The sequence below is a fragment of the Streptomyces virginiae genome (assembly GCF_041432505.1).
Classification (GTDB): Bacteria; Actinomycetota; Actinomycetes; order Streptomycetales; family Streptomycetaceae; genus Streptomyces; species Streptomyces virginiae_A.
On the sequence record NZ_CP107871.1, the window covers coordinates 3,243,946 to 3,256,850 of the forward strand.

Annotated in this window: 10 protein-coding genes; 3 read left to right on the forward strand and 7 right to left on the reverse strand. The window is 72.4% G+C overall.

Annotation, left to right across the window (positions count from 1 at the left end):
- Positions 1-19 precede the first annotated feature (19 nt).
- The gene (locus OG624_RS15210; RefSeq protein ID WP_371587770.1) at positions 20-1,504 is read right to left on the reverse strand and encodes a M28 family metallopeptidase; all 1,485 of its coding nucleotides are present in this window, start codon (positions 1,502-1,504) and stop codon (positions 20-22) included.
- 260 nt (positions 1,505-1,764) lie between these two features.
- Between OG624_RS15210 and OG624_RS15215 the strand changes: the two genes are divergently transcribed.
- Together OG624_RS15215 and pepN are read left to right on the forward strand one after the other, a co-directional pair.
- The gene (locus tag OG624_RS15215) at positions 1,765-2,793 is read left to right on the forward strand and encodes an aspartate-semialdehyde dehydrogenase (protein ID WP_033223973.1); all 1,029 of its coding nucleotides are present in this window, start codon (positions 1,765-1,767) and stop codon (positions 2,791-2,793) included.
- Between the two features lie 140 nt (positions 2,794-2,933).
- A complete protein-coding gene (pepN, locus tag OG624_RS15220) occupies positions 2,934-5,519 on the forward strand; it encodes an aminopeptidase N (RefSeq protein ID WP_371587771.1) in 2,586 nt (861 codons plus the stop codon).
- Positions 5,520-5,617: 98 nt separating this feature from the next.
- Here the strand turns inward: pepN and OG624_RS15225 are convergent, their stop codons facing one another.
- Genes OG624_RS15225 through OG624_RS15240 form a run of 4 tightly spaced genes read right to left on the reverse strand, consistent with a single transcriptional unit; the run spans position 5,618 to position 9,819 of the window.
- The gene (locus OG624_RS15225) at positions 5,618-6,520 is read right to left on the reverse strand and encodes a LysR family transcriptional regulator (protein ID WP_161288866.1); all 903 of its coding nucleotides are present in this window, start codon (positions 6,518-6,520) and stop codon (positions 5,618-5,620) included.
- Positions 6,521-6,530: 10 nt separating this feature from the next.
- Positions 6,531-7,451 carry a DMT family transporter gene (locus tag OG624_RS15230; RefSeq protein ID WP_371587772.1) on the reverse strand — a complete coding sequence of 307 codons (921 nt, stop codon included), beginning with the start codon at positions 7,449-7,451 and terminating at the stop codon, positions 6,531-6,533.
- Between the two features lie 50 nt (positions 7,452-7,501).
- Positions 7,502-8,434, reverse strand: coding sequence for an EamA family transporter (locus OG624_RS15235; protein WP_371587773.1), 933 nt, complete (start codon positions 8,432-8,434; stop codon positions 7,502-7,504).
- A gap of 56 nt (positions 8,435-8,490) precedes the next feature.
- The gene (locus OG624_RS15240) at positions 8,491-9,819 is read right to left on the reverse strand and encodes an MFS transporter (protein WP_371639501.1); all 1,329 of its coding nucleotides are present in this window, start codon (positions 9,817-9,819) and stop codon (positions 8,491-8,493) included.
- Positions 9,820-9,924: 105 nt separating this feature from the next.
- Here OG624_RS15240 and OG624_RS15245 point away from each other — a divergent pair, with 105 nt between their 5' ends.
- A complete protein-coding gene (locus OG624_RS15245; protein WP_033223968.1) occupies positions 9,925-10,416 on the forward strand; it encodes a MarR family winged helix-turn-helix transcriptional regulator in 492 nt (163 codons plus the stop codon).
- 108 nt (positions 10,417-10,524) lie between these two features.
- Here the strand turns inward: OG624_RS15245 and OG624_RS15250 are convergent, their stop codons facing one another.
- Positions 10,525-10,764, reverse strand: coding sequence for a hypothetical protein (locus OG624_RS15250; RefSeq protein ID WP_033223967.1), 240 nt, complete (start codon positions 10,762-10,764; stop codon positions 10,525-10,527).
- A 20-nt stretch (positions 10,765-10,784) separates the two neighbouring features.
- Positions 10,785-12,812, reverse strand: a complete 2,028-nt coding sequence (locus tag OG624_RS15255) for a 4-alpha-glucanotransferase (protein WP_033223966.1) — start codon at positions 12,810-12,812, stop codon at positions 10,785-10,787.
- Between the last annotated feature and the right edge of the window lie 93 nt (positions 12,813-12,905).

Sequence of the window (12,905 nt, forward strand, 5' to 3'; positions counted from 1 at the left end):
CCGGGTCGTCCTTCGGCCGCTACGGCTTGCCGAGCGAGCGCAGCGACTCGGCGTAGGTGCCGACCGCGTGCGCGATCACGTCCAGGTTGGTGTCGAAGACCCCCAGGTCCAGGTTCTTCAGGTTGTCGCCCGCCCCGTGGTAGTTCGGGTCGTACGGGGCTCCGGCCGTGCCGCCGTAACGCTTCGCCTGCTCGGCGGTCTTGATGCCCTCGGCGCCGGTGAAGGTGCCGCCCGCCGGGATGCCGTTCGCGATGAACGGGCCGTAGTCGGAGCGGCCGTCGAAGTCACTGCCCTCGTGCGGCTTGCGCTTCTTGTCGAGGAAGCCGTTGATCAGCGCCTCGATCTCGGCCGAGCCCGCCGGCCCCGCGCCCGCGCCCGTCCGGTCCGAGTCGTCCCCGTCGTACACGAACTGCACCGGGTTCGGCGAGGCGATCATGTCGAAGTTCAGGTAGAGCGCGATGTCCTTCTTCTGCTTCTCGGACAGCTTCGCGACGTAGTACTCCGAGCCCAGCAGGCCCAGCTCCTCCGCCGACCACCAGCCGAAGCGCACCTTGTTGGCGGGCCCCTTGCCCTTCTTGTTCGCGCCCTCGTCCGCGAGCTTCAGGGCCACCTCCAGCAGGCCGGCCGAACCCGAGCCGTTGTCGTTGATGCCCGGGCCCTCCGGTACCGAGTCCAGGTGGGCGCCCAACGTCACCACCCGGTCGGAGCGGCCGCCGCGGGTCTCGGCGATCACATTGCGGGTGGTCTTCCTCACGTGCTCCTGGTCCAGTTCCAGGCGTACGCTCACCTCGCCCTTCGCGGCGGCCGCGGTCAGCGCCTCGCCGTCGGCCAACGTGATGCCGGCGCTCGGGATGATCCCCTCGGCGGGCGAGCCGAAGCCGCCGCGCACCGGGGTGGTGCCGCTGTGGTTGTAGACGATCACGCCGACCGCGCCGGCCTCGGCGGCGGCCCGCTGCTTCTCCACGAAGGTGCAGGCGCCCCGCTTGACCAGGGCGATCTTCCCGGCGAAGGCACCGGCCGGGTAGTCGTCGGCCGTGCAGCCGGGGGTCTCGTCGACCCGGGCCGGGGCGATCGGCGCGGCCAGGCCGCCGGCCGGGGTGGACCGGGTGAAGGTGAAGGCGGCGGTGGTCAGCTCGCGGGAGTCCGCCCCGAGGACGGTGGCCTTCTCCGTCTTCGTGTGCGCCTCGTAGATGTCGAAGTCCTGGTAGGAGACCTGGTAGCCGGCCTTCTTCAGCGTGTCGTACACGTACGCGGCGGAGGCCGCGTGGCCCGGCGTACCGGCGGCGCGGTTGCCGCCGTTGGCGTCGGCGATCTGCTGGAACTTCTTCAGGTGGCGGTAGGCGCCCTTGGCGGTGACCTCCTCCACCAGCTCCTTGGCCAGCCTGCCCTCGCGCGGGTGGGCGGCCGCCGGCGTGGCGGTCAGCAGGACGGGTGCGGCGACGGCGGCGGCCGCGAGGGCGGCGAGCGCCGGTATGGACCGGCGGCGGTGGCGGATGGCGCGCACGGTGGATCTCCCCGAATCGGTGGTTCGTTCTGCGGTCGGCCATGTCCGGAAAACGGACACGACAGACCGGACGCTAACCGGCTCCGACCAGGCAAAACGGGTGTTCAGGGGCCCAGCAACACGCCCGCCACGAACTCGCCACAGGGGTTCACATTCAGGACACCGTCCGTACCTCGGACAATGGATTGGACAAGGCTCGTGGGGTCGAACGCATGATGGCTTCACGCGCGCCCGCGTCGTACGTACCAAAAGGAGTCACCGTGAGGGTCGGAATCGTCGGAGCCACCGGACAGGTCGGCGGAGTCATGCGCGGCATCCTCGCCGAGCGGAAGTTCCCGGTGGACGAGCTGCGGCTGTTCGCCTCGGCCCGTTCCGCGGGCTCCACCCTCGAATGGGAGGGCCAGGAGATCACCATCGAGGACGCCTCCACGGCCGACTACACGGGCCTGGACATCGTGCTCTTCTCCGCGGGCGGCGCCACCTCCCGGGTCCTGGCCGAGAAGGTCGCCTCCCAGGGCGCCGTCGTGATCGACAACTCCTCCGCCTGGCGCAGCCACCCGGAGGTCCCCCTCGTGGTCTCCGAGGTCAACCCGCACGCGGTCAAGAACCGCCCCAAGGGCATCATCGCGAACCCGAACTGCACCACCATGGCCGCGATGCCGGTGCTGCGCCCGCTGCACGACGAGGCCGGCCTGACCGCGCTGGTCGCCACCACCTACCAGGCCGTCTCCGGATCGGGCCTGGCCGGTGTCGCCGAGCTCAAGGGCCAGGCCTGCGCGGTCTCCGAGACCGCCGACCAGCTGACCTTCGACGGCGACGCGGTGGACTTCCCCGAGCCGGCCGTCTACAAGCGCCCGATCGCCTACAACGTGGTCCCCCTCGCGGGCAACCTGGTCGACGACGGGTCCTTCGAGACCGACGAGGAGCAGAAGCTCCGCAACGAGTCCCGCAAGATCCTGGAGATCCCCGGGCTCAAGGTCTCCGGCACCTGCGTGCGCGTCCCGGTCTTCTCCGGCCACTCGCTGCAGGTCAACGCCCGCTTCGCGAACCCGATCAGCGTCGAGCGCGCCTACGAGCTGCTGAAGGACGCCCCCGGCGTCGAGCTCTCGGAGATCCCGACCCCCCTGCAGGCGGCGGGCAAGGACGCCTCGTACGTGGGCCGCATCCGCGCCGACGAGACGGTGGACAACGGCCTCGCGCTGTTCCTCTCCAGCGACAACCTCCGCAAGGGCGCGGCCCTGAACGCGGTGCAGATCGCCGAGCTCGTGGCCGAGGAGCTGCGGGGCTGATCCCGCCCGACCGCGCACGGGGCGCCGCCGTCACGGCGGCGCCCCGTGCGCGTTTTTTCGCCCGTGGATTACTCCGAGGCGGTGACGGTGTCCGGATGGCAGGATGGCCGGGCAACGTCACCATCGAAGGAGATGAACGCGTGCCTGGCACGAATCTCACCCGTGAAGAGGCTCAGCAGCGGGCCAAGCTGCTGACCGTCGACTCCTACGAGATCGAACTCGATCTCAGCGGCGCGCAGGAGGGTGGCACCTACCCGTCCGTGACCACCGTGCGCTTCCAGTCGACCGAGGCCGGGGGTGAGACCTTCATCGACCTGGTCGCTCCGGCCGTGCGCGAGGTCGTCCTCAACGGCACGTCGCTGGACGTCGCGGCCGTCTTCCAGGACTCCCGGATCGCGCTGCACGACCTGGCGGCCGGGGCCAACGAGCTCCGGGTCGTCGCGGACTGCGCCTACACGAACACCGGTGAGGGCCTCCACCGCTTCGTCGACCCGGTCGACCAGCAGGCTTATCTCTACACCCAGTTCGAGGTACCGGACGCGCGGCGGGTCTTCGCCAGCTTCGAGCAGCCCGACCTGAAGGCCACGTTCCAGTTCACCGTGACGGCCCCCGAGGGCTGGACGGTCATCTCGAACTCTCCGACCCCGGAGGCCGCGGACGTCAAGGACAACGTCTGGCGCTTCGAGCCGACCCCGCGCGTCTCCTCGTACATCACCGCGCTGATCGTCGGTCCGTACCACTCGGTGCACAGCTCCTACGAGGGCCCGGACGGCCGGTCCGTCCCGCTCGGCATCTACTGCCGCCCCTCGCTCGCCGAGTTCCTCGACGCGGACGCGATCTTCGACGTCACCCGGCAGGGCTTCGACTGGTTCCAGGAGAAGTTCGCCTACGACTACCCCTTCGCCAAGTACGACCAGCTCTTCGTCCCGGAGTTCAACGCGGGCGCCATGGAGAACGCGGGCGCGGTCACCATCCGCGACCAGTACGTCTTCCGCTCCAAGGTGACGGACGCGGCGTACGAGGTGCGCGCGGAGACGATCCTCCACGAGCTGGCGCACATGTGGTTCGGCGACCTGGTCACCATGGAGTGGTGGAACGACCTGTGGCTGAACGAGTCGTTCGCGACGTACACCTCGATCGCCTGCCAGGCCTACGCCGAGGGTTCGAAGTGGCCGCACGCGTGGACCACCTTCGCCAACTCCATGAAGACCTGGGCGTACCGGCAGGACCAGCTGCCCTCCACGCACCCGATCATGGCCGACATCCGTGACCTCGACGACGTCCTGGTCAACTTCGACGGCATCACGTACGCCAAGGGCGCCTCGGTGCTCAAGCAGCTCGTCGCCTACGTCGGCATGGACGCCTTCTTCAAGGGCGTGCAGGCGTACTTCAAGGCGCACGCGTTCGGGAACACGCGCCTGTCCGACCTGCTGGGCGCGCTGGAGGAGACCTCGGGCCGCGACCTGACCGCCTGGTCGAAGGCGTGGCTGGAGACGGCCGGCATCAACATCCTGCGCCCGGAGGTCACCACCGACGAGAACGGTGTGATCACCGCCTTCGGCATCCGCCAGGAGGCGCCCGCGCTGCCCGCCGGCGCCCAGGGCGAGTCCACCCTGCGCCCGCACCGCATCGCGGTCGGCCTGTACGAGCTCCAGGACGGCGCCCTCGTGCGCACCGACCGGATCGAGCTGGACATCGACGGCGCCCTCACCACGGTGCCGGAGCTGGTCGGTCGCCCCCGTCCGGCGGTCTTCCTGCTGAACGACGACGACCTGTCCTACGCGAAGGTCCGCCTGGACGAGGAGTCCCTGGCCACCGTCACCGCGCACATCGGCGACTTCACCGAGTCCCTGCCGCGCGCCCTGTGCTGGGCCTCGGCGTGGGACATGACGCGTGACGGCGAGCTCGCCTCCCGCGACTACCTCTCGCTGGTCCTCTCGGGCATCGGCAAGGAGTCCGACATCGGCGTCGTGCAGTCGCTGCACCGCCAGGTGAAGCTGGCCATCGACCTGTACGCCGCCCCGGCGTGGCGGGAGGAGGGCCTGGCGGCCTGGACCGAGGCCACCTTGGAGCACCTGCGCGGCGCCGAGCCGGCGGGCGACCACCAGTTGGCGTGGGCGCGGGCGTTCGCGGCCACCGCCCGCACCGAGGGTCAGCTGACCTACCTGTCGGCGCTGCTGGACGGCGCGGCCGAGATCGAGGGCCTGGCCGTCGACACCGAGCTGCGGTGGACCTTCCTGGAGCGGCTCGTCGCGACGGGTGTCGCCGGGGAGCCGGCCATCGCGGCGGAGCTGGAGCGGGACGCCACGGCGGCCGGCGAGCGTCACGCGGCGACCGCCCGGGCGGCGCGCCCGACGGCGGAGGCCAAGGCCGCGGCGTGGGCCTCGGTGGTGGAGTCCGGCGACCTGCCGAACGCGGTCCAGGAGGCGGTGATCGGCGGCTTCGTCCAGACCGACCAGCGCGAGCTGCTGGCCCCGTACACCGAGAAGTTCTTCTCGGCGATCAAGGAGGTCTGGGAGAGCCGTAGCCACGAGATCGCCCAGCAGATCGCGGTGGGTCTCTACCCGGCGCTGCAGGTCTCGCAGGAGACGCTGGACGCGACGGACGCGTGGCTGGCCTCGGCCGAGCCGAACGCGGCCCTGCGCCGGCTGATCTCGGAGTCCCGCGCGGGCGTCGAGCGTGCGCTGAAGGCCCAGGCCGCGGACGCGGCTGCCGCTTCGGCCTGACGGCTCGCGCCGTAGCCGGGGCTCCGCCCCGGACCCCGCGCCTCAAACGCCGGCGGGGCTGAATTTCAGCCCGCCCGGCGTTTGAGGGCGCGGGCCCCCTACGTCCGGGCCGAAGCCGCTTCGCGGAGGGCGGTCAGGACGTGGGACAGCGCGGGCGCGGATTCGGCGCCTCGGCGGACCGCGGCGAGCACGTGCCGCGTCGGGCGGTCCCGTGACAGCACCCGGACGGCCACGCCCGAGGCGCGGCTCGACACCATCCTGGGGACCAGGGCCACCCCCATCCCCGCTTCGACCATGGCCAGGATCGCCGTCCAGCCGGACGCCGAGTGCGCCTGTTCCGGGACGAAGCCCGCCGCCTCGCAGGCGGACCGGGCGATCTCCGACCAGGGGCCGCTGCCCCCGTAGATCCACGGGTCGCCTGAGAGGTCCGCCAGCCGCAGGTCCGGCGCGGTCGCCAGGGGGTGGTCCGGCGGGAGGGCCACGTCCAGCGGGTCCTCCAGGAGCGCCACCCGGGTGAACCGGGGATCGCGCGCGGTCGGCGCGTGGGCGGTGAGGGACAGCGCCAGGTCCACGCCCCCGGCCGACAGCAGTTCGTAGGCCTCGGCCGCCTCCGTCTCCCGGACGCGGACCTCCACTCCGGGGTGGGTGCGCCGCAGCGCGGCCACCGCCGGGACCACGAGCGCCGGTACGGCGGTGGAGAAGGCGCCCACCCGTACCTCGCCCGTGTCGCCGGCGAGGTATCCGGCCAGTTCCGCGTCGGCCCGCTCCAGCTGCGCGAACACCGCCTCCGTGTGTCGCAGGACGAGGTGGGCCGCGTCCGTGAGCCGTACCCGGCGGCCCTCGGCCTCCAGCAGTACCACGCCGAGTTGCCGGGCCAGGTTCGTCAGTTGCTGCGAAACGGCCGAGGGCGTCATGTGGAGGGTCTCGGCCGCTCGGGTCACGGTCCCCTGCTCGGCGAGGGTCCGCAGGATCCGCAGCTTCTTGATGTCCCACTCGGTCATGGGCCCGAACCTACCGCCGGGCACTCCCCAGCCCGACTCCGCCGAGGATGAGCGCCATGCAGAGCAGTTGCGCCGGTCCGGTCCGCTCGCCCAGGAGCAGGAAGCCGAGCCCGGCCACGCAGACCGGCTGGAGGTAGTAGACGACTCCCGCGCGGGCGGCGCCGATCATCGAGACGGCCTTGTTCCAGGCGAGGAAGGCGACGGCCGAGGAGAACACCCCGACGTACAGCAGCGGGCCGACCGTGCCGGTGGTGACCTCGAAGCCGCCCTGGACGGCGACGGAGACGGCGTAGGCAGGTGCCAGCATCAGCGCGCCGAGCACGAAGGTGGTGATCAGGAAGGCCATTCCGCCGAGTTCGGCGGGCTTGCGTCGCAGCAGGGCGCTGTACGTGGCGAAGGAGAGGGCGGCGGCGAACATCCACAGGTCTCCGGCGCCGAAGTCGAAGCCGATCGAGCCGTCCCCGACGAGCAGCAGCACCCCGAGGGCGGCGAGCAGGATGCCGAAGGTCCGCCGTAGGCCGAGCCGTTCGCCGCCGAGGCGGGCGTAGAGCGCCATGATGACGGGCGAGGCGGCCATGATCATGCCCATGTTGGAGGCGGAGGTGGTCAGTCCGGCCTGGTGCACGAGCGTGTTGTAGAGGGTGACGCCGAACAGCGAGGCGAGGGCGATGAAGCCGAGGTGCCGGCGGATCAGGGCCCGTTGCCGCCAGGCCTGGCGGGCGGCGAAGGGGGCGACGGCGAGCAGGGCGATGATCCAGCGCCAGAAGACCGCCTGGACGGGTGGGACGGTCTCGGCCATGCCCCGGGTGGCGACGAAGCTGCCGGACCAGACGACCGTCGCGAGCAGGGCGAGGAGCACGCCGAGCCCGGCGGCACCTTTCTTCGCGGTGCTGCCGGGCTCGGCGTGCGAGACGGTACGGACGCGGTCCATGACGGCCACTGTGGGTCTGCTCCTCTGGGTGGTTCGGTGGTGTGTGGGGACTACCGTCGCACCGCCCCATCCGTCAGGTCCATCGAAATGTTCTGATCGTTCTTTTCAGTGGAACTGAACGATCGGGCGGTACGGGCGGCCGCCAGCTGGCCGGCGACGGTGGCCCCGAAGGCGATCGCCATTCCGACGAGCTGCACGGGCGACAGCGCCTGTCCGAGGGCGGCCCAGCCGATGACGGCGGCGGTGAGCGGGGAGAGCGGGCCGAGCAGGGTGACGGAGGTGGCGCTGAGGGCGCCGATGCCGCGGAACCAGAGCCAGTACGCGATCCCGGTGTTGATCAGCATCATGTAGCCGTAGCCGAGGAAGGCCTTGCCGTCGAGCGCGGGCGGGGCGCCCTCGACGAGGGCGGCGACGGGGATGATGAACAGTCCGCCCGCGGTGAGCTGCCAGCCGGTCATCGCCAGCGGGCCCACGCCCTCGGGGCGGCCCCAGCGCTTGGTCATCACGGTGCCGGCGCCCATGGAGGCGGAGGAGATCACACCGGCGATCACGCCGACCGCGTCGAGGCGGGCCTCGGCGGTCAGGACCACCATGCTCACGCCGAACGCTCCGACGACGGCGGCCAGTACGGTGCGCAGGCTCGCCCGCTCCCCGAGGACGAGCGCGGCCAGTCCTACGACGAACAGGGGTCCGGCGGCGCCCAGTACGGCCGCGACCCCGCCGGGGAGCCGGTAGGCGGAGAGGAACAGCAGCGGGAAGAAGGCGCCGATGTTGAGGATGCCGAGGACGGCGGACTTCCACCACCACTGCCCCTTGGGCAGGGTGCGGGCCAGGGCGGTCAGCAGGAGTCCGGCGGGCAGGGCCCGCATGACCCCGGTGAACAGCGGCCGGTCGGGGGGCAGCAGCTCGGTGGCGACGGCGTAGGTGGAACCCCAGGAGATGGGGGCGAGTGCGGTCAGGGCGACGGTGGCTGCACGCTTCATGGCGGGTGGCTCCTGGATCGGACGAGGGAAGCGGAAGGGAGGACCGGGGGCAGGACTCAGGCGGCGGCGGTCACGGGGACCGGCCGGCCGGTGGTGTCCCGGACCACCGGGGGCTCGGCGTGGACGGCCTCGGCCGGCAGGTGCCGCTCCAGCCGGAGCAGCGCCAGGGCGGCGCCGAGGGCGGCGACGGCCAGGAGGGCCCAGGGCAGGCGGCCGTCGACGGCGAGCAGGGCGGTGAAGAGGGAGGGGGCGAGCGCGCCGGCCAGCGAGTAGGACAGCTGGTAGGTGGCCAGGTAGCGGCCGCGGACGGCGTCGGGGGCGGCGGAGACCGACAGGGCGCCGCCGGAGGGGCTGTGGACGAGCTCGCCGAGGGTGTAGACGACGACGATGGCCAGCAGGGCGACGAGGGTGGCGGTCCGCCCGGGCCGCAGCGTGCCCAGCACGATCTGCCCGACGAAGGCGGCGGCGAAGAGCAGGGCGCCGAGGGCGGCGGAGCGGGTGCGGCGGGCGCCGGAGCGGCGGACGCGGCCCGCGATCAGGACGCCGATCCCGGCGCACAGCGCGGTGTTGACGGTGAAGGCGGCTCCGGTGAGGGAGTCGGGGGCCGCCGACCAGGTCGAGAGGGAGAGCGGGAAGAGGACGGAGAGGGCGGAGTAGCCCAGCGCGGTGAGGAAGTTGGCGGCGGTGAGCCCGAGGAAGGGGCGGTCGCGCAGGACGGTGCGGTATCCGACGGATCCGGCTGCCGCGGCACCGGCCGGACCGACCGCGCCGGCCGTCGGGCGGCCCACCCGGACCGCCCGGACCCGGCCGACGAGCAGTCCGGCGAGGGCGAAGGCGAGCGAGTTGCCCCAGGCGGTGTACGTGAATCCGCCGGTGCCCCACAGGGCCAGCACTCCGGAGACGAGCAGGGCGCCCGCGCCCATCCCGGCGTTCTGCAGGGCCCGCGTGGACGCCTGGAGCCGGTCGCGGGCGGAGCCCTGCGCCACCTCGCCGATCAGGGACTGCTGGACGACGCCGAAGGAGCGGTCGGCGAGCGCGGTGACCAGGGAGACGGCGGCGAAGGCGGGCAGGGAGCCCGCGAAGGGGTAGAGGGCGAAGCCGAGCGCCCGTATCCCGTAGAGCACCAGGTTGACCCGCTTGGCGCCGAACCGGTCGACGGCCGTGCCGGCCGGCGGCATGAACGCCAGTCCGGCCAGCCCGGTGATCGTCATGACCAGGCCGACGACGGTGAGGGAGAGGCCGGTGACGTGGTGGAAGAAGACCAGCGAGAAGGGGATGTACATACCGATCCCGACCGAGCTGATACCGATTCCGAGGAGCAGCGACCGCTCCCCAGCGACCTTCGCCTCCCCTGACGCGGCTGTCTTCCTCATGAACACGGTCATGACCTCTCCCCCGGACTCAGTTGCTGGTAAGTAGCTTACCGCTAAGCTACTTACCGTCAAGCAACTTTCTTGCGAACGATCTCGGGGAAGCCGGATACTGCACGCATGAGTGACGACAAGGACGCAGTGGATGCGATCACGGCCCAGTGGTTCGCCGTGCGCCCCGACCTGGAGACGGCACCCATGGCCGTCTTCGGACGCATCTACCGGATCGCCAGGGCGATGGGCGACGCGATGGAACAGTGCTACGCGCGCTTCGGCATCTCGCGCGGCGAGTTCGACGTCGTGGCCACGCTGCGCCGGTCGGGGGAGCCGTACACGCTCTCGCCCCGGCAGCTCTCGGCCACCCTCATGCTCACCACGGGCGGCATGACCGGGCGTCTGGACAAGCTGGAGAAGGCCGGGCTGCTGTGCCGCAAGCCCGATCCGCACGACCGGCGGGGGCTCCAGGTGACGATCACCGAGCGCGGTCTGGCCCTCATCGACGAGGCCGTCGGCGCCGGGCTGGAGGTACAACGCGCCGCGCTCACCGGGCTGACCGACGACGAGGTCGCGGTGCTCACCGGGCTGCTCCGCCGGCTCCTGGCCGGCGTCTGAGGACACGACAAGGCGCCGGGGGGCGTCGCACGGCCGTTGCGGAACGGCGGTGCGGACCCCCGGCGCCCGGGAAGGTCTGCGGGTCCGGCCCGGTGGGGCCGGACCGGATCAGGCCTGCTTCTGCTGCTTGTCCGACTTGTCGAGGACCATCACGAGACCGATGATCGCCAGGAAGATCACCAGGGGCGCGACCACGTACAGGCCGACCGTCTCACCGATGCTCAGGCCCGGACCCGGGTCGTCACCGTCGTCGCGGGTGAGCGCGAGGGCGGGAGACGTCATCAGCAGCATCATCAGCGCGGTTCCGGCCGTGACGGCGCCGGCGCGCAGAGCGTTCTTCTTGTCCACGGTGCAAACGTAGCGAACACCTAAACGGGGCGCGCGCCCGGGGGTGCCGTACGAGGTCGTACGCCCTCTCCCACCGCGCTCAGCAGGGCGTTCGCCCGGGGCGAGGAGACCAGTTCCTCCAGGGACAGCGGCCGCCCCGCCGCATCGGCGACCGGCAGCCGCCAATTGGGGTACTGGTCCCAGGTGCCGGGCAGGTTCTGCGGCCGCCGGTCCCCCACCGCGTCCGGCAGCCATACGCCGACCAGCCGCGCCGGGGTGCGCAGCAGAAAGGCGTACAGGGCCCGTACGGCGGCCTCCTCGCCCTTGGTGTCCAGTCCCAGCCCGTCCAGCAGCTCCAGCCACTCGGCGGTGTCGGCGGCGTCCTCGGCACGCTCCAGCTCGGCGGGGCGGGTCAGCAGGCCGAGCCGGTCACGCAGTTCCACATGGCCCCCGGCGAGCTTGGCTGCCGTGGGCGGCAGGTCGTGCGTGGTGACGGTGGCCAGGCAGTCGGCCCGCCAGGCCTGCGGGGCCAGCGGGTTCCCGCCGCCTTCCCAGTCCCGTTCGAACCAGAGCACCGAGGTGCCGAGCACCCCGCGCCGGGCCAGCTCCTGACGGACCCGCGGCTCCACCGTCCCGAGGTCCTCGCCGATGACCAGGGCGCCCGCCCGATGGGCCTCCAGGACGAGGATCGCCAGCATGGCCTCGCCGTCGTAGCTCACGTACGCGCCCTCCGCGGGCGGGGTCCCCTCCGGGATCCACCAGAGCCGGAACAGACCCATCACATGGTCGATCCGCAGGGCGCCCGCGTAGCGGAAGACCCCGCGCAGCAGGGACCGGAAGGGGGCGTAGCCGGTCGCGGCCAGCACGTCCGGGCGCCACGGCGGCAGCCCCCAGTCCTGGCCGCGCGCGTTGAAGGCGTCCGGGGGCGCGCCGACCGAGATGTGCGGGGCGTAGCAGGGCGAGCCGAAGACGTCGGAACCCTGCGGGTGCACCCCCACGGCGAGGTCGTGGACGATGCCGACCGTCATGCCGGCCTCGCGGGCGGCCCGCTGGGCGGCGGCGAGCTGGCCGTCCGTCAGCCAGACCAGCCAGCGGTGGAAATCGCTCCGCCCCTTCGGGTCCTCCTCCCCCGCGTGCCCGGCGCACCAGGCGGCGTGCACGTCCAGCGGAGCGCCCTGTTCGGCGCAGAAGGCCCGGTAGGCGGCCTCGCGTTCGGGTGTCCGCGGGACGGCGTACAGGAGCTCCAGGGCCGCCCTCTTGAGTTCCCAGACGGCGTCGCGGTCGATCAGCGCGCCCTTCTCCAGGACCTGGCGGCGCAGTTCGCCGCCGCGGCCGGCGAGCTCGTCGAGGGCCTCGCGATCGGGGCAGTCGGCGTATTCGGGGACGTCCTCGATCCGCAGGTGGACGGGGTCCGGGAAGCGCCGCGAGGACGGCCGGTACGGGGAGGGGTCGGTCGGGGCGCCGGGGACGGCCGCGTGCAGCGGGTTGACCTGGATGAAGCCGGCGCCGTGGGTACGGCCCGCCCAGCGGGCCAGCTCCGCGAGGTCGCCGAGGTCGCCCATGCCCCAGGACCGCTCGGAGAGGAGGGAGTAGAGCTGGACGAGCAGCCCGTGGGCCCGCGCGGGCGCGGCCGGGGCCCGCTCCGGGGCCACGACCAAGGTGGCCTCGGCGCTGCGCCCGTCAGGTGCCTCGGCGGTGAGCCGGTGGACGCCCAGCGGCAGCGCGGGGCCCCACGCGAGCACCTCGCCGCTCTCCTCCTCCACCACCCGCACCCGGGTGCCCGGGGGCAGCCCGGCGGGCTCCGGGGCCACCCGCTCCCCCTGCCAGAGCACCACCGTGGGCGGCAGGAGTCGCCCGGCCGCCTCCCGGGCGGCGGACGCGGCGCCGATCCGGATGCTCTCCGGGTCGTCGGTGACCACCCCCAGCAGCCCGAGGACCGCCCTGACGGTGGTCTCCGGTACCGGGACGGTGACGTCGGCGGCGGGCCGGTAGTCGGTGGCGACGCCGTACTGGGCAGCGAGCCGGGCCAGGTCGTCCATCTGCGGGCGCTCCTTCGTGCGTGCGGGCATGAGGGCATGAGGGTGAGTCAGATGATTGGGGCACAAGGGTGGTTCACGAGGGTGGGACGCCGCCGGGGAACACCGCGTCCATACCCACTCGGA